The sequence below is a fragment of the Paenibacillus sp. J22P169 genome (assembly GCF_059691995.1).
The window spans coordinates 1-16,345 of the sequence record NZ_JCAUAO010000003.1; the positions used below are offsets into that span (position 1 = coordinate 1).

A 16,345-nucleotide genomic window follows, 5' to 3' on the forward strand; every position below is an offset into this window, starting at 1 on the left:
GTTCTGGGAGAGTAGAACGTTGCCAAGCATTGTTCCCTGATAGCTCAGTTGGTAGAGCACTCGACTGTTAATCGAGTTGTCACAGGTTCGAGTCCTGTTCGGGGAGCCATTTATTTTTCAAAAACCAGGCCTTTTTATGGAGAGGTGTCCGAGCTGGCCGAAGGAGCACGATTGGAAATCGTGTAGGCGTCACAAGCGTCTCGAGGGTTCGAATCCCTCTCTCTCCGCCATAAGAGCTTTCATATTAGAAGAGCCTGTTTACGAGGCCCGTTGGTCAAGTGGTTAAGACACCTCCCTTTCACGGAGGTAACAGGGGTTCGAGTCCCCTACGGGTCACCATTTATTCTTTATCCCATGGAGGCTTAGCTCAGCTGGGAGAGCATCTGCCTTACAAGCAGAGGGTCGGCGGTTCGATCCCGTCAGCCTCCACCATTTTATCTTTTCAGAAGAAATTCGGATGTCTTGCTTTTCATCTGGGAATAATAAAATATCATGCTAATAACGTCGCGGGGTGGAGCAGCCCGGTAGCTCGTCGGGCTCATAACCCGAAGGCCGCAGGTTCAAATCCTGCCCCCGCAACCAACCTCTTACTAAGAGGAGATTTACATAGTGTGGAGCTGTGGTGTAGTGGCCTAACATGCCTGCCTGTCACGCAGGAGATCGCGGGTTCGAATCCCGTCAGCTCCGCCATTTTTTATTACAAGACATGAGTCATTAGCTCAGTTGGTAGAGCACCTGACTTTTAATCAGGGTGTCGTAGGTTCGAATCCTACATGACTCACCATTTGCCTTATTTACAGCATGCGCGTATGGCGGAATTGGCAGACGCACTAGACTTAGGATCTAGCGGGCGACCGTGGGGGTTCAAGTCCCTCTACGCGCATCCAAACAAACAGAAAGAGCTTTCTTTCATCCTCGAATGGGGATTGAAGAAAGCTCTTTTTGCGTACAAGCCCATCTAATTTTTGGTTGACATTGATTATTATTATCACTAATATCAGAAGTAGTGATTTACGTGACATAGCGGGAGGAGATCGCATTTGAAAACGATTAAATACTGCTGCAGAAATGAGAAATTCGGATCGAAACAAATATATAAATCCATTAAGAATGAATTTCCTGATTTGAAGCAGAAGAAGAAAGACTGCCTCGGCAATTGCAGACATTGTAAGAAAGAATGTATTGCGATGATCGGGAAGAAGAAGCTGCTCTGCGCGGAGTCACCAGACCATTTGTATGCTCAAATTAAAGAAATAATCTCGGCATCTAAGGCCAAAAGCGTGATGGCTTGAACCTAGATCTACTAAAATTATTACTTCCGTTTGTATTTCTATGCACAATTCTGGTAATCTTGTATGTATGGGGAATACGCAAGAGATAACCATACAGAAAGGTGTGTGCACAGATGTTAAACGATACACTAACCGAAGCGCTCAATGAACAGATGAATTATGAGTTTTACTCCGCGCATGTCTACTTGGCTATTGCTGGTTATTGCGCTGCGGAAAGCTTGGACGGGTTCTCAAACTTTTTTAAAGTACAAGCCGAAGAAGAGAAGTTTCATGCAATGAAAATTTTCAAATTTATTAATGACCGTGGAAAAAAGGTCAGCTTTGCTGGCATGAATACACCGGTGAATCAGTACGAATCAATTTTGGATGCATTTGAGCATGCATATCTGCATGAACAGGAAGTAACTAAACGGATTTATCACTTGTCCGACTTAGCGTTGAACGATCGAGAGCATGCGACGATGCAGTTCTTGAAATGGTTCATTGATGAGCAGGTAGAGGAAGAAGCGATGTTCGACAGTATTATTAATAAATTGAAACGCATTGATAAAGATAGCAATGCTTTCTATATGTTGGATGCTGAGTTTGCACAACGCACGTTTACCCCACCAGCTGCGGAATAATTACATATCCTTTTCATGAGACAAAAACTTACTTGTTTCGCATATTGTTGCGAGAGGTAAGTTTTTTCTGTTTGCTGACATACGGTTGTCAGGGTTAATTACGTATAGTAGAGAAAAAGGAAAGAAAGGAAGCCCTTCATGGAAAAATTAGACTTAGCTAAAACCTATAAAGCCTACTACACAGCTCCAACCAAGCCTCAGCTTGTTGAATTTGAACCTATTTCTTACGTGACAATCGTAGGAAAGGGAGATCCCAATGGTACGACCTTCGCAAACGCTACAGAAGCGCTATATACGGTCGCCTATGGTGTTAAGGGCCTTCGTAAGAAGATGGAGCAAGACTTCACAGTAGCCAAGCTGGAGGGACAGTGGTGGGTGGACGGCGATCCTAGAACTGCACTAGAGGTGCCTAGAGAGGAGTGGCACTGGAAGCTGTTGATTCGTATGCCAACGTATGTCACTGCTGAGGACGTGGAGGAAGCACGTAGAGCTGCCGCTGCCAAGAAAAAAGAGCTTAAAGTGATCTCCAATGTTGAGTATGAGTCTTTGCATGAGGGACGTTGTGTCCAGATGCTGCACGTGGGTCCGTATGCGACCGAGCCAGAAACATTGGCTCAGATGGAGCATTTTATAAAACAAAATCAGCTCAGCTATTGTGGACTTCATCATGAGATTTACTTATCCGACCCGAGGAAGACAGAGCCTGCGAAATTGAGAACGATTTTGCGATATCCGGTTCAAGCGATAGAAGTGGTGAAGGGGTGATTTTTGCTGTAAAATAGAAGATAATGTCGAGAATGGTGGGAGTGATGGCGGATGCGCATACACAAAATGGCTGCAATTGGACAAGCTGTGGTTGTCCTCGTGATCTTGATGGGTTTGTTGTATCCCGCACCTGCCGCCCACGCTTCTTGGTTAGATCGGGTCAAAGATATTTATCAATTGCCAAGCAATGTAGAGCAGATCCAGAAGGATTATGAAGCTACAAAGCAGCAATTAGAAGAACAGAAGGACAAGTTATCTGAAGCCGTCAGACAGTCTCAAGAAATAGAAGAGCGACTTTTGAGTCAGAATGAAGCACTTAAGAAGGACAACGAGCAATTGCAGGAACGCTTGAAGGCCATGGAACAAGTTGCGCTAGACAAAGATAAACGTAATCGGAAAATCACCTACATGGTCATTACGGCCGCGGCATTAGTAGTAGGCTATTTCTTGCTTGGACGCGTGTTTCGTCTCTTCGTATGGCAGAGAAGGAAGCGTGGGATGCGCTAGCAGGAAGGGTGCGAGGAGGTTCTGTTTTTGGAGATCATCTATGAAAATGCAAGCTCACAAGCCAGGATGGCTACACTGAAGCTTCTAAAGGGAGAGGCTGTGCATGTGCTGCATCCCAACCAAATTGTTGCGTTTCAAGGGAGACCAGAGCAACGTGAAGATGCACTGATGAAGCTTCCGAGTATGTATAGGAAGAAGCGTTTGATCCAGTCACGAATACTTGGTCCAGGACGCGTGCTAATGGGTTTGCCAGAAGCGTATAGTTTGGCTGTAGTGCCTGTGGAAGCCGAAGATGATCTATTGTTTGAATTTCGTCATGTGCTGTTCTATACGGAAGGTGTGACGTTTACAACGCATCTACAGAGTGTGAAGAACACGTTGATCACGCAAGATTTAGTCAAAATGCAGTTTCACGGTCCCGGTAATTTAGGTTTGCTAACAGCGGGCCCTATACATCACATCGCTTTGGATCCAGAGGAACCGCTGTACGTAGATGTTAATTGTCTTGTTGCATACCCGCGGCAGGCTAAGCTACGACTTTGTGTATACGGCAACACACTGGCTAGTCAGCATATGAATTATCACTGGGAAATCACAGGGCATGGCCAGGTGCTGATGCAGCCATGTAAGCCTGATCCCAAATTGGACGAACATATGAAATCGGATAGCTTGCTACGCCGAATAGCGAGGGAAGTGCTGCCCTTTGGCGGCGTTTTCATAAAATAATAAAAAAACTTAAAAAATAGTTGCATTTGTCTTGAATACCTGATATATTATTCCTTGTCGCCTCAGAGAAACACTTGCTGAGCGAAAGAGAAATAACCGTATGCGGAAGTGGCTCAGCGGTAGAGCATCGCCTTGCCAAGGCGAGGGTCGCGGGTTCGATCCCCGTCTTCCGCTCCAATATTTGCGCCCTTAGCTCAGCTGGATAGAGTATTTGACTACGAATCAAAAGGTCGGGAGTTCGAATCTCTCAGGGCGCGCCATTTACACTTTATCTTCACTACGGGACGTAGCTCAGCTTGGTAGAGCACCTGCTTTGGGAGCAGGGGGTCGCATGTTCAAATCGTGTCGTCCCGACCACTTAGTTATTTTTAATATGCGGGCGTAGTTTAATGGTAGAACTTCAGCCTTCCAAGCTGATCGCGCGGGTTCGATTCCCGCCGCCCGCTTAAATAAAAAGGATCACCTCCGGGTGATCTTTTTTATTTAAGTAAAGAAACCACCTTCGGGTGGTTTTTTTCGTTATATCTGCAGGAAACGTGGAGTTAAGGTGCGTGGGAACTTCGCATATCAACTTAAGGATTTACAATAGACGCATCCAAGTACTTGGGCTAAAATGGGAAAAACAGGATAAGGAGACTTGCCGTCATGAACGCTATTGAAAGTCGTATTCAGGGGTTACACCAGTTTCGCTCAGAGTTAACGGCGCCATCTGATTTGGCCGCATTCTGGGTGAGAACTTACGAAGAGGCCAATCGAACGATATCTTATACGAAGGAGCGGATTGAAGCTCCTTTCGTCTATGCGGAAGTCAATAAAATAGTATTGGAGGGAGCTGAAGGCACACCTATCCATGCTTGGTTGATGCTGCCAACCGTTGATGCATCCAGTCCTAAGAAGGTTCCATGTGTCGTAACATTCCCCGGCTACTCTGGCTCCAAGGGGAAACCCGAGGATCATGCAGCCTGGCTGCTTATGGGGTATGCGGTACTTGCAGTTGATGTTCGCGGGCAAGGTGGCGAAACAGGTAATACACTGTCACAGGATTACGGGATGACGAAAGGTTGGATCACGCAGGGGATCCTTGATGCAGAGAAGAGTTATTATCGCGCAGTTGCCATCGATTCCTTACGCGCTGTGAGCTGTGCCCTGGAGCAACCAGAAGTCGACAAGGAACGGGTATTCGTATTCGGGGGGAGCCAAGGAGGGGGACTTACTCTGCTAGTCACCGCACTCGAGAAGCGCATTCGAGCAGCCATAGCCCATGTGCCGAATCTATGTCACATGGATCTTGGCATTCTGCAATCCGTGAGTTCCCTTAGTGAGGCAGCCGGATTCGTTACTAGATTCCCAGAGCACTTACCAGACGTGCTGAAGACGCTATCCTATTTCGATATCGTAAATTTAGGGGAGCGTATCGAACAGCCTGTTCACGTGACGGTAGGCTTAAAGGATATGACCTGCTTACCGGAAACTATTTTTGCCGCCTATAATCGTATCGCATCTACCAATAAATCTATTGCGGTTTACCCATTCATGGGCCACGAGCTACCTCCTGGCACTCATACTGCAGCGCATACGTTCTTCTCGAAGTGGTAGGGAGCTGCATGTTCAGTAGGCACGGTTGGACACCCTATAATTGAAGGAGGTGCCAACAGATGGAGCAAGAGTCTTCGTTTGATGACGTATTCGAACTGATGGAAACGGCTTTTCCAATTACGGAGATTAGAAACTATGAAGGTCAACGAGCGCTACTAGCTCATCCCAATTACAGAATAGATGTAGAAAGAGATGAGCAGGGACAAATGCTTGGCTTTTTAGCGAGCTGGAACTTTAGCACGTTTCGATTTGTGGAACATATCGCCGTCAACGCTGCCATAAGAGGTGGCGGGATTGGCAAAAAGATGTTGATGACGTATATGAGCAGTGCTACAACGCCTATCGTACTTGAAGTCGAGCCTCCGAATACCTCAGATGCTACGCGGAGAATTGAATTCTATAAGCGTTGCGGATTCCATTTGAACCTATTTCCCTATGCGCAGCCTTCCCTCCGAGAAGGGCAATTGAAGCTAACTCTCAACATCATGAGTTATCCAGGTCCATTGACTGAAAAAGAGTTTAACCCCTTCAAGAACATTCTGTTCACAGAGGTTTATAAGCAGTCTGTAGGCTTGGTTTGAAGCAATGATGGTAAGACAGCTACTCTACTTGAGTAGCTGTTTTTGCGTGATTTCACTAAAAAGGAAACAATTACCACTGTGCAAAAGTTGTCAGGCTAAAACGAACTATGCTAGTCTAACATAGACAAAAAATGCCGAATCTCGGAGCATCAAAAGCTCTGGTACGGGGGACTTCTTTACTTGGGGTGAATGAATGCTCAGTTAGTCTATGGCTAATGGGGCGCACTAGGGAAACCTCTTCCCGAACCCGTCAACTAACCTCGGAGGCTTCAAGGAGGAACAACGTTTTGAAACTTTTTACAAAAAGCTTTATTTGTTCATGCGCTCTTATAGGCGCAGCCATTCCCCTGTTCGCCGCTCCATCCGCGTACGCCTCTGCGCCAGATACCTCTTCTGTGAAGGTACAGGTCAATGATGAATTAGTGAAATTCCCTGAAGTACAGCCGTTTATTGATACGGAAGGTACACTTCAGGTGCCACTACGCGTGCTGTCAGAGAAATTAGGCTATCAAGTAGGTTGGGCGAAGCAAGGCGATGAAGTCGTCGTCACACTAATGAACAAGGAGCAGGCGATTCAACTAACAACGGACGAAGAGCAAGCTGTCGTGAACAATAAGTTAGTTGAATTAGAAAGCAGTCCGACGTTGCTTAAGGGAAATACATACGTTCCTCTACGTTTCATAACAGAGACGTTTGGCTCTGCGATTGCGTGGAACGATGCGAATAAAATCGCCATCGTGGAAGAGGACGGTAAGTCCCACAAGCCAGCTTGGATTGCACCGCCACCTGCCGCCCCAGCAGTAGCAAAGGTCGTTCAGACATCCGTTTCAGCTCAAATTATTCAAGCTGCAACGACTTTTCGAGGAACACCTTACCGATGGGGAGGAACTACACCCAAGGGCTTCGATTGCTCTGGATTCGTTCGTTATGTATTCGAAGCCAAAGGAATCGAGCTGCCACGCACCTCTGTACAAATGTATGATCAAGCCGGTGCGAGAGTAACCGATTTGAAAGCCGGAGATCTAGTGTTCTTTGCTTCCAATATCGTCAATCATGTGGGCATTTATATGGGAAATAATCAATTCATTTCCGCGACAACGTCCAGTGGTGTAACAGTCGATAGCCTCGCTAGCTCCTATTGGAGCGCAAGATACGTAGGCGCGAAACGCGTGCTATAAGACGGTTACTCAATTAGGTATATGCTAGGTGATTAAGAGCGTATGTTCGCTATGTCTTTCGTAAATGAAAGCAAAGCGGCAGATGCTCTTTTTTTTGCGCGAAAATCTGCGATTTTTATCGAATTTTTGAGGATTATAGCCTATAATGAGAAAATGGTTGGAAGAAAGTAGGTGACGCGTGCGACATGCAAGTTAGTGTCTGGAAAAGCTGGTTTCATAAAATTAAAATGTCGGGTCGAACAGATCGCATGTATAACGTGGAAACAGGTCCTGCCATACCGGAAGACATTCGGGTAGTGATTAAGCAATTTTTTCATACGTATAACCATTTCAAAGGGGCAAGGCAATTCCAAACAGATACCTTTATTAAAGAAGTATTCTACGCGACGAAGCAAGATCCGAAGGATCACCGCTCCATAGATGAGATGGAAAATTATATTCAGATCAAGAATGTCAATCGGTTACGACTGAAATCGTATGTGGTTGATGAATATTTACGTATTGGTGAAAAGGTCTGTATGATTGGTGTGACACGGGAGTTTAGTAATGCGCATCGCAATCGTGTGCTTTATTTTATCGTACAGGAAGAAGGCGCTTGGCGGTTTCATCATATCGTGAGATCTCATCATGGGAAAATTATTGAGAAGTTCCAGGTGAAGGAACAGGTTGGATTTGTGGTTGGGGATGATAAGGTTGCGCTGCTCTTTCTAACACATGCAGATTCGGCGGATGCTTCCACGTATATGTTGGGAGATTATGTTCATACGGAAGGCTATCTGGAAGTGGAGCAAGAGGTAAGCGGTCAGCTCTATTATCGAATTGTTCGGATGAATCGCGTACATTAAGAAAATTAAACTGTCAGGACAACAAGCGGCATGAATAGGCTTTGCTCTGTCGAGTAACGCTTATTTGGTGTGCGTGCCGATAGAAGTAGGTAAGTGGACAGGGCGCACCTCCTTATGAAAGAATAGAATTATCATTCATTAGGTGAGGGTTATATGTTACATGCTTGGAAGGGAGGCAAAGATGGAGAAAGAACCGTTGGAGCTGCAAGCGCAGTTTTGGAAAAAGGTGAATGGTGAGCAGTTAGGGCAGCTTCTGCAAAAGATTGCCTTGAGCACGGAGCTGAAGCCTAGCCAGTTGGCTTTTGTATGTATAGGGACAGATCGTTCAACGGGCGATTCACTAGGTCCCCTTGTAGGAAGTAAGCTTGTAGAGCTAGGCTATCCACATGTCATTGGTACGCTAGCGGCACCGTGTGATGCCAGTAACTTGGCGATCCGCTTGCAGGAAATTCCACCGAATGTCGTGGTGATTGCGATAGATGCTTGTTTAGGACAAAAATTGAGTGTCGGTTTGTACCAGTTGTCGAACCAGCCGTTGGCTCCAGGAAAATCAGTTGGCAAGGTGTTGCCGCCTATTGGTGACTACACGATTGCTGCGATCGTGAATGTCGATGGACCTAGACAGTATAATGTCCTGCAAACGACTTCGTTATATCATGTGCTTCAGATGGCAGATGAGGTAGTTAGTGCAATTGCCTATGCAATTCCTTTGTAGTTGAGGGCAGCAAAGAGGAGAAAGATCGGAGTGATATGTGAGTGATAGGACCAGGTGGCCCAGGAGGGCCAGGGGGAATGGGGCGGCTTTCCGACAGGAATCGTCCCAAGGCTAAGTTGAAGGATGTGTCGATCCGAAGGATTTTGCTATTGTTCAAAAGATATTGGGGACAGCTTTTGGCCATTATCGGCCTAGCGCTGCTTGCGGCATTGATGGGGTTGATCCCGCCCTTAGTCATGAAGGAAATTATTGATACAGCTATCCCTCAGGGTCGTGTGCAGCTATTGTCCGTGATGGCGTTGCTGCTAATCGTGCTGCCTGTTTTGAGCGGAGTGCTTGGCGTGTGGCAAAACCACCTCAATACCAAAGTAACCCAAGGGGTTATTCGGGATTTAGGGCAGTCCTTGTTTATCAATTTGCAGCGACAATCGATGTCGTTCTTCACGGACGCGCGCTCAGGGGAAATTGTGCAGCGGATCACAGGCGATGTGCAATCAGTACAGAGTGTGGTTACGTCTATTGTTGTCTCCTCCATCACGCAGATCGTCATCGTCTTTACGACGATAGGCATATTGTTTGCGCTAGATTGGAAGCTGGCGATCATCTCGGTACTGATTCTCCCGCTCTTTGTGCTGCCTGTGAAAAAGGTATCCCAGGTACGGAAGGCCCTGCGGCTCGAAACGCAAAAGGTACGCTCGGAGATCACCTCGCAGCTGAATGAGAACTTTGGTATCTCGGGTGCGTTGTTAACGCGGATTTTTGGCAGAGAGAAACAGCAAGAGCTTGAATTCACGAAGATGAATCAAAAGGTCATGGATCTCGAGCTGCGCCTCAATTTAGTCGGCCGTTGGTTCGGGATGGCAACGAGCACGTTAGGGCCGTTAGGCACGGCCATTATTTATATCTATGGCGGCTACTCTGTCATTCAGGGGGATATGACCTTAGGCTCAATCGTCGCGTTTACGGCGTATTTGGGAAGGTTGTATATGCCTGTAGGGACACTGCTGAATCTGCAAGTAGAGGTCGCGACGGCGCTGGGGGTATTTCAGCGGATTTTTGAATATCAAGACATGGTGCCTGATGTCAAGGATGCCGAGGGTGCACGCCAGTTAGGATCGGTGGCCGGGCGTGTGAGCTATAAGCAGGTTTCTTTTGCTTATAAGGCAGGGGAATCGGGTAGAGTGGGGCAGAAGGCGAAGTTGGAGGATTCAGATGGAGTTGGGCAACAAAAGGCGAAACCGGTGGAGCTAGGGCAGATAGGGAAGCTGGTGGAACCAGAGGAAGCAGGGCAGAAGGGGAGGACGGTGCAGTATGCGCTGCGCGACGTCACCTTCGAAGCGCAGCCGGGTGAGATGGTCGCGCTTGTTGGACCTAGCGGCGCCGGGAAGTCGACGCTGATTGGGATGATCGCGCGGCTGTACGACCCGACTGCCGGCGTTGTCGAGGTCGACGGCGTCAACGTCCGCGACGTGGCGTTAGCGTCGCTGCGGGCGCAGATCGCGTATGTGACGCAGGAGTCTTTTCTGTTCCACGCGACGATTGGCGACAACCTGCGCTTTGCGCGGGAGGATGCTACGCGTGAGGAGATGGAGGCCGCTTGTCGGCAGGCCTACATCCACGATTTCATCGTGTCGCTTCCCGAAGGGTACGACACGATGGTCGGAGAGCGCGGCCACCGGCTCTCCGGTGGCGAGCGCCAGCGGATCGCGATTGCTCGCGCGATCCTGAAGCGCCCGCGCATCCTCATCCTCGATGAGGCGACGTCGCACTTGGACTCGGAGTCCGAGTCCTATGTGCAGGCGGCGCTCGAGGAGCTGATGCAAGGGCGCACGACGCTCGTGATCGCGCACCGGCTCTCCACGGTGCTGGCCGCCGATCACATTCTGGTGATCGAAGCGGGCAGCGTCGTGGAGCGGGGCACGCACAGCGAGCTGCTCGCACTGGAAGGGCTGTACGCGCGGCTGTACAGTACGCAGTTCGCGAAGGCTGCCGAGGAGGCAGCGAAGGGCAGCTGAGAGTAGCCGCCAGAGCGGAACGTCCTCGGCGCAGCAAATAGCGCCCGAAAAGGGCGCTAAAAGGGAGTATTGCCCACTGAATGGGCGGAATCGCAGGCAATAAGGCCCGAAAAGGGTCTTATTGCAGAGCGGAACGTCCTCGGCGCAGCAAATAGCGCCCGAAAAGGGCGCTAAAAGGGAGTATCGCCCACCGAATGGGCGGAATCGCAGGCAATAAGGCCCGAAAAGGGTCTTATTGCAGAGCGGAACGTCCTCGGCGCAGCAAATAACGCGCCAAAAGGGCGTTAAAAGCGAGTATTGCCCACTGAATCGGCATCGCAGGCAGATTGCTTGCCTGCTGACGATTAGAAAGGGATATTCCCCCAAGTCAATTGACTAAGGGGAATATCCCTTTCTTGTTAAGCTTGGAAGGGGAGAGGAGAAAGTTACTCCACCCGAACATTCGCCTGGGGAGCAGGAGCTCCTGCGGTGGGACCTACAGGGCTCCCGATCACGCCATCATCGCTATCCGCCAACGCTGTCGGATCCAGTTTGGTTCCCTCGCGCAGTAAGTAGCCGAAAAACAAAACATAATACGACACGATGATGAAGAAAACGCCAGCGGTGACGGGATCTTTTGTAAATTGAGAGAAATCAGCAGGCGTGAAGGTAGTCGTTGAACCTGTGGAAATGGCAACAGCCGCGTAGCGGTACGCGATGCGACCAAGGAAGAGAACAAGGACTGTGACTTCAACCCAGAGATGTGTGCGATAGTACCAGCCATCGCTCCGATGCTCGAAGCGGGTATGGCGAATCGCAGTTCGCCCAAGTAAGGCGCCACCGGCAAGTCCGATCAGATAGCCGATGAAATGGATGGGATGAACGAAGCCCAGGAGGAAAATGATGACCCCGAAGAGGCTGAACAAGGACAGACGAAAGGTGAGTCTGCCACGGGAAAGCTTTTGAAAGCCAATGGTGCGCTTCGCCCGTCGATAAATAAAGAAGCCAAAGATAAGAAAAGGAATCACATAATGTAATGTGTCCTGCAAGGGGGAGCACCTCCAAACCTGTCATTGTATTTCCTAATTGTAGCAAATTTGGACGGCCCATCGTGAGAAATGTTATTCCGTTTACAAAATTATGTCATACACTTAATAGTAGTTCGATAAACTTACTATTACACACTCTAAGTGCCGCAAGGAGTTGACGGTAAATGGCTATGATCACTCATGTTAATGTATGTAACACAGTTAATGAAATTTACTGTTGTCTTCGTAATAAAATCGTGAAACTGGATGCGCAGCAAAAGGAGCAATTTTGCAAAGGCTGTAAAATGTTCGCAGGTGGTGCAGTGGGTTACGAACTAGGCGTTTCCTGTGTGTGGGAGGACATGCGAACCGTCAGTAATCCGCATGTGGTCCTAGATCCAGCCCAAGAGTTTAAAGATAATCAAATTCGCCAAGTGCCGCCCGAGGGTCCGGCCTTATTTGTATATACACCCAGATGGTAAAACATATCCTATTTGATTTTGACGGGACACTTGTCGATTCCAGGGCGCTGCTAGTTAAGCTTTACAATGAAATGGCCATACAACATCGTTTCCGTCCCATCCGCGAACAGGACTTGGGGCCATTACGCTCGATGTCAATTTCTGAACGTGTGGATCGCTTAGGAGTACCTGTGCTCCAAATTCCTAAACTGATGGTGGCAGGGCGGCAGCTGTACCACGAGAATATTCGATCACTGCAGATCGTACCCGGTATGAAAGAGGTTATTGCGAAGCTTTCCACACAAGGCGTCAAGAGTTCGATTCTTTCTTCCAATTCAGAAGCGAATATTCGGCTATTTCTGCGAAAAAATAAGCTGGAGGGTGCATTTAAGGAGATCATTTCAGCGAAGCATATTTTTGGCAAGCATCACTCGATTCGTAAAGTGATGAAGCAGTGGGGAACCACGCCTACGCGCATGATTTATGTTGGCGATGAATTACGGGATATTGAATCCTGCAAGAAATTAGGTGTGCCTATCGTAGCTGTGACATGGGGATATGATTCTCCGCAACTGCTGCACAGTGGAAATCCGGACTATATGGCCAACACACCTGGGGAGCTATACCGAACGCTAATGAGCCTAAGTTGAGGGTCAGCGAGATTAGATAGGCAGGAGCCGCCACAGGAGGACTGGGGGGGCTTTTTATGTTGGTCAAAAGGGTTAATACGCAGAATTAGCAGTTATCCTTTCTTTTCAAGTAAAATAAGAGAGCAAGGCTAAAGGAAGGGAATGGAGGGATAGCATGCTATTTTATTCAATAATTCTTGTGATTACAGCGGTCGATCAACTGTCTAAGTTTTGGATACGCTCCGTAATGACGGTGGGTGAATCCATGCCCTTTTATAAAGATATAATCTCATTTACGTATTATCAAAATAGCGGGGCAGCAGGCAGTTCGCTGCAGGGATGGGCCCCTATACTCGGCGTTCTTGCCTTTCTAATTGTCGGAGGAATTTGGTGGTATCGTAGACATGGTGGGCTCCCAGGGACGTTAAAACAAAGCGCAGCTGCACTCCTTGTTGGTGGGGCAATTGGAAACGGAATTGAACGACTGCTATTCGGGAAGGTCACGGATTTCATCGTCATTCACTCCGGAAATGGGATAATGAATCTTGCGGATATTGCGATTAATTTGGGTGTTGTGCTGTATGTAGTGGACATGCTTGTTTCGCAGAGAAGCAAATGGAAGAGAAATGGGAATAATCCGCAAATTTCGTAGGTATTTAAGCTCACTAAAATTAGAGCGTGTATAGATCTAAAGAACTATTTGTGGTATCCTTCAAATAGGAATACGTCATTGGAGGGATGGTCACATGAAAGCGGACCGACAAATACTTGTTGATGAGTTTTTTGTGATGATTCGAAAGTTGAACCGCACGGGATCCGATATTATGCATGTGAGGGAATTTTTCTGGCGATCCTCTGAAATTCGTGGATTTGTCCCGCCAACTGTGGAGTTTATGACGGTTCTCAAAGCGTATAATGCGGTGCTGTTTCACGAGTTTCGCAAATCACTAGTGCCTAATACAAGCATGCATATCTTAGCCAATGTTCATATGGAAGCGGGAGAAGCACTGGTTAGCTTGGGGATCACGACGTTAGAAGATCTCGAATTAGCGGTTAAAGGCAGGATATTAACCAAAGCATAATGAGTAGTCATGAATAAGTGCAATCATGCAGATGTCGGTATAGAGAAGTTGTTCTCATAGTGTAAAAAAAAGCCCAAGCGAAGAAGCAAGTCGCTTGGGCTTTATTCTTGATATTAGTCCTTCTTCTGCTGAAGGGCTGCGAGCAGCTTGTCTGCGAGTGAGTTCCCAACTCCGGCAGAATCGGAGAACTGCTCGATCAGCTGGCGGTTGGCTTTGGCTGTAGCCTTGCGTCCACCACCTTTAGAATCGCCGTCGATTTTCTCAACTACATTGCAGGGACGGCATTGAAAATATTTGCCTGCTTTACCCGTGTGTATTTCCATCTTCTTATGGCACTGAGGGCATCGGTGGTTCGTTAATTGCCCATCAGCTTCACGTTTGTAGGAGCATTCCCGACTGGAGCATACCAGATAACGTCCTCGTTTGCCTTTGACTTCCTGAAGGAACTCGCCGCAATCGGGGCATTTGCTGCCGGTCAAATTATGCGGTTTATACGCTGCGGAGCTGCGTTTCACCTCGTCAACCAGTTCGGCAGCTTTCTTGCGAATGCCGCTGAGAAAAGCTTCCATGCTTCCTTTGCCTTTGGAGATGCGTTCAAGTTCCTGCTCCCAGCGTGCTGTAAGCTCGGGAGAACGCAGCTCCTCGGAAGCGAGCTCAATGAGCTGTGTACCCTTGCCGGTAGGGATGAGCAAGGAGCCTTGGCGCTCAATCGTGTCGGAGGACACAAGCTTCTCGATGATATCTGCGCGAGTCGCAGGTGTGCCAAGACCGAACCTCTCCATCTGCGATAGCAAGGAAGCCTCGTTATGGCGAGAAGGCGGCTTCGTTTGGCGGCTAACTTGGCGAACATTGCGAGCGGTAACGGCGTCTTTCTCAGATGCTTGTGGAAGCAGCTGCCCTGTATCTTCCTCGGATTCATTGTCTTCCCGATCAGGATCGGTGAAATCGGTGGCACCATACACATCTTTCCAGCCCGCTTGTTTCACGACTTTGCCTGAAGCATAGAGCTTCTCCCCAGCGATTTCGATCGTTAACTTCGTTTCATCGTAGCGGCAAGGTCCGCTGAATAGGGCTAAGAATCGGCGAAGAATCAGATCGTAGAGTCTTCGTTCATCTGCGCTTAATGTAGCTAGTGAGATCGCCTCACCCGTCGGAATAATCGCATGATGGTCGCTGACTTTCGTATCGTCGACGATTCGTTTTGTGATCGTCAGTGGTTTACGGATAAAAGGTGCCGCAAGCGCCGCATAAGGGCCGATAGCAGCCCCTTTCAAACGGCCGAGCAAGGTCGGTACCATATCTGAAGTCAGATAGCGCGAATCGGTTCGCGGATAGGTGACTAGCTTATATTGCTCATAAAGCCGTTGCAGAACATTCGACGTCTGTTTGGCAGAGAAGCCGAATTTGCGGTTCGCGTCGCGCTGCAGCTCCGTTAAATCATAAGCGAGCGGATGCGGAATCTGCTTCTCGGTCTTACTTACCTGCACGATGCGGCCGCTCTGGCCTTGCAGCTTTGCTTTCAAGGCATCAGCGCGCTCGCTGTCAAATATGCGCGAGTCGCCGGTTTTCGGGTCCCGCCACTGGGCGCGGAAGGACCCGAGCTCGGCTTCGATCAACCAGTAGTCGACGGACCGGAAATCCCGGATTTCCGCCTCACGGTTGATCATCATAGCCAGCGTGGGCGTCTGCACTCGCCCAGCGGATAACGACGCGCCGAACTTACTGGTCAGCGCGCGGGTTACGTTGAGGCCGATGAGCCAATCGGCCTCGGAACGGCAGACGGCTGCTTGATACAGCCGGTTGTAGTCAGTGCCAGGCTTCAGCTGCGCAAAGCCTTCGCGAATCGCCTGATCCGTCTGCGACGAGATCCAAAGCCGTTTGAACGGCTTCTTCCAGCGGATCAGCTCCATAATCCAGCGCGCGACGAGCTCGCCTTCGCGCCCCGCATCGGTTGCGATGACCAGCTCCGAGAGGTCACCCCGGCGGCTGAGGTGTTCGATAGCACGAAACTGCTGCGAGGTTTCTTTCATTACTTTGAGCTTCATTTTGCCAGGGATAATGGGCAGATCTTCAAGGTTCCATGTCTTGTACTTGGGATCGTAATCATCAGGTTCAGCGAGCGTAACAAGATGACCGAGCGCCCAGGTGACGACATATTTGGAGCCCTCAAAATGGTGTTTCTGCTTCTGATTACAGCCCAGCACACGAGCAATTTCTTTGGCTACACTTGGTTTTTCGGTAAGAACTAGAATTTTCATTGGGCTAATTACCTCTTTTCTACATACAAAATAGCATAAGCGAAAGGGATCTACTTTTCAAACGG

17 protein-coding genes, 12 tRNA genes and 1 riboswitch are annotated in these 16,345 nt (G+C 48.6%); of the genes, 27 read left to right on the top strand and 2 right to left on the bottom strand.

All coding sequences use genetic code 11. From position 1 onward, the window contains the following. Nucleotides 1–33 precede the first annotated feature (33 nt). The 23 genes from AC58QG_RS17825 to AC58QG_RS17935 all read left to right on the top strand — a co-directional run bounded on the left by AC58QG_RS17825 (nucleotide 34) and on the right by AC58QG_RS17935 (nucleotide 10,843). Nucleotides 34–109, top strand: a tRNA-Asn gene (locus AC58QG_RS17825). A gap of 29 nt (nucleotides 110–138) precedes the next feature. Then, a tRNA-Ser gene (locus AC58QG_RS17830) sits at nucleotides 139–230 on the top strand. Between the two features lie 34 nt (nucleotides 231–264). Continuing rightward, nucleotides 265–339 (top strand) — tRNA-Glu (locus tag AC58QG_RS17835). Nucleotides 340–356: 17 nt separating this feature from the next. Next, nucleotides 357–432 (top strand) — tRNA-Val (locus AC58QG_RS17840). A 73-nt stretch (nucleotides 433–505) separates the two neighbouring features. Next, nucleotides 506–582 (top strand) — tRNA-Met (locus AC58QG_RS17845). Nucleotides 583–613: 31 nt separating this feature from the next. Then, nucleotides 614–690: transfer RNA gene (locus tag AC58QG_RS17850), tRNA-Asp, on the top strand. A gap of 18 nt (nucleotides 691–708) precedes the next feature. Further along, nucleotides 709–784, top strand: a tRNA-Lys gene (locus tag AC58QG_RS17855). A gap of 19 nt (nucleotides 785–803) precedes the next feature. After that, nucleotides 804–883 (top strand) — tRNA-Leu (locus AC58QG_RS17860). Nucleotides 884–1,040: 157 nt separating this feature from the next. Beyond that, on the top strand, nucleotides 1,041–1,292 hold the full coding sequence (locus AC58QG_RS17865; RefSeq protein ID WP_497363484.1) for a DUF1450 domain-containing protein: 252 nt from the start codon (nucleotides 1,041–1,043) through the stop codon (nucleotides 1,290–1,292). 113 nt (nucleotides 1,293–1,405) lie between these two features. Beyond that, a complete protein-coding gene (locus AC58QG_RS17870) occupies nucleotides 1,406–1,915 on the top strand; it encodes a ferritin (RefSeq protein ID WP_497363485.1) in 510 nt (169 codons plus the stop codon). A gap of 138 nt (nucleotides 1,916–2,053) precedes the next feature. Then, nucleotides 2,054–2,680 carry a GyrI-like domain-containing protein gene (locus tag AC58QG_RS17875; protein ID WP_497363486.1) on the top strand — a complete coding sequence of 209 codons (627 nt, stop codon included), beginning with the start codon at nucleotides 2,054–2,056 and terminating at the stop codon, nucleotides 2,678–2,680. Between the two features lie 51 nt (nucleotides 2,681–2,731). Further along, nucleotides 2,732–3,187 (top strand): SH3 domain-containing protein, encoded by a 456-nt coding sequence (locus AC58QG_RS17880; RefSeq protein ID WP_497363487.1) that lies wholly within the window; start codon nucleotides 2,732–2,734, stop codon nucleotides 3,185–3,187. Nucleotides 3,188–3,214: 27 nt separating this feature from the next. After that, nucleotides 3,215–3,913 (top strand): AIM24 family protein, encoded by a 699-nt coding sequence (locus tag AC58QG_RS17885; RefSeq protein WP_497363488.1) that lies wholly within the window; start codon nucleotides 3,215–3,217, stop codon nucleotides 3,911–3,913. 102 nt (nucleotides 3,914–4,015) lie between these two features. Beyond that, nucleotides 4,016–4,090 (top strand) — tRNA-Gly (locus AC58QG_RS17890). A gap of 6 nt (nucleotides 4,091–4,096) precedes the next feature. Next, nucleotides 4,097–4,173 (top strand) — tRNA-Arg (locus tag AC58QG_RS17895). A 20-nt stretch (nucleotides 4,174–4,193) separates the two neighbouring features. Then, nucleotides 4,194–4,270 (top strand) — tRNA-Pro (locus tag AC58QG_RS17900). 18 nt (nucleotides 4,271–4,288) lie between these two features. Further along, nucleotides 4,289–4,359: transfer RNA gene (locus tag AC58QG_RS17905), tRNA-Gly, on the top strand. A 199-nt stretch (nucleotides 4,360–4,558) separates the two neighbouring features. Then, a complete protein-coding gene (locus tag AC58QG_RS17910; RefSeq protein WP_497363489.1) occupies nucleotides 4,559–5,509 on the top strand; it encodes an acetylxylan esterase in 951 nt (316 codons plus the stop codon). A gap of 59 nt (nucleotides 5,510–5,568) precedes the next feature. Then, entirely contained in the window at nucleotides 5,569–6,090 is a 522-nt protein-coding gene (locus tag AC58QG_RS17915; RefSeq protein ID WP_497363490.1) for a GNAT family N-acetyltransferase, read from the top strand. Nucleotides 6,091–6,212: 122 nt separating this feature from the next. After that, a riboswitch (cyclic di-AMP (ydaO/yuaA leader) is annotated at nucleotides 6,213–6,374 on the top strand. A gap of 3 nt (nucleotides 6,375–6,377) precedes the next feature. After that, nucleotides 6,378–7,268 carry a C40 family peptidase gene (locus AC58QG_RS17920; protein WP_497363491.1) on the top strand — a complete coding sequence of 297 codons (891 nt, stop codon included), beginning with the start codon at nucleotides 6,378–6,380 and terminating at the stop codon, nucleotides 7,266–7,268. Nucleotides 7,269–7,453: 185 nt separating this feature from the next. Continuing rightward, complete coding sequence (locus AC58QG_RS17925; protein WP_497363492.1) at nucleotides 7,454–8,113, top strand: hypothetical protein; 660 nt, start codon at nucleotides 7,454–7,456, stop codon at nucleotides 8,111–8,113. 181 nt (nucleotides 8,114–8,294) lie between these two features. Continuing rightward, entirely contained in the window at nucleotides 8,295–8,828 is a 534-nt protein-coding gene (yyaC, locus tag AC58QG_RS17930) for a spore protease YyaC (RefSeq protein WP_497363493.1), read from the top strand. Between the two features lie 77 nt (nucleotides 8,829–8,905). Continuing rightward, nucleotides 8,906–10,843, top strand: a complete 1,938-nt coding sequence (locus AC58QG_RS17935; protein ID WP_497363494.1) for an ABC transporter ATP-binding protein — start codon at nucleotides 8,906–8,908, stop codon at nucleotides 10,841–10,843. A 425-nt stretch (nucleotides 10,844–11,268) separates the two neighbouring features. Here the strand turns inward: AC58QG_RS17935 and AC58QG_RS17940 are convergent, their stop codons facing one another. Continuing rightward, nucleotides 11,269–11,871: a CcdC protein domain-containing protein gene (locus AC58QG_RS17940; protein ID WP_497363495.1), complete on the bottom strand. Its 603-nt coding sequence runs from the start codon at nucleotides 11,869–11,871 to the stop codon at nucleotides 11,269–11,271. Nucleotides 11,872–12,035: 164 nt separating this feature from the next. Between AC58QG_RS17940 and AC58QG_RS17945 the strand changes: the two genes are divergently transcribed. The 4 genes from AC58QG_RS17945 to AC58QG_RS17960 all read left to right on the top strand — a co-directional run bounded on the left by AC58QG_RS17945 (nucleotide 12,036) and on the right by AC58QG_RS17960 (nucleotide 14,022). After that, nucleotides 12,036–12,332: a hypothetical protein gene (locus tag AC58QG_RS17945; protein WP_497363496.1), complete on the top strand. Its 297-nt coding sequence runs from the start codon at nucleotides 12,036–12,038 to the stop codon at nucleotides 12,330–12,332. Then, nucleotides 12,326–12,961 carry an HAD-IA family hydrolase gene (locus tag AC58QG_RS17950; RefSeq protein ID WP_497363497.1) on the top strand — a complete coding sequence of 212 codons (636 nt, stop codon included), beginning with the start codon at nucleotides 12,326–12,328 and terminating at the stop codon, nucleotides 12,959–12,961. Before AC58QG_RS17945 ends, AC58QG_RS17950 begins: the two co-directional genes overlap by 7 nt. Nucleotides 12,962–13,115: 154 nt before the next feature. After that, on the top strand, nucleotides 13,116–13,592 hold the full coding sequence (lspA, locus tag AC58QG_RS17955) for a signal peptidase II (RefSeq protein ID WP_497363498.1): 477 nt from the start codon (nucleotides 13,116–13,118) through the stop codon (nucleotides 13,590–13,592). Nucleotides 13,593–13,686: 94 nt separating this feature from the next. After that, nucleotides 13,687–14,022: a hypothetical protein gene (locus AC58QG_RS17960; protein WP_497363499.1), complete on the top strand. Its 336-nt coding sequence runs from the start codon at nucleotides 13,687–13,689 to the stop codon at nucleotides 14,020–14,022. Nucleotides 14,023–14,135: 113 nt separating this feature from the next. Here the strand turns inward: AC58QG_RS17960 and AC58QG_RS17965 are convergent, their stop codons facing one another. Then, a complete protein-coding gene (locus tag AC58QG_RS17965) occupies nucleotides 14,136–16,280 on the bottom strand; it encodes a DNA topoisomerase III (protein ID WP_497363500.1) in 2,145 nt (714 codons plus the stop codon). Nucleotides 16,281–16,345 lie beyond the last annotated feature (65 nt).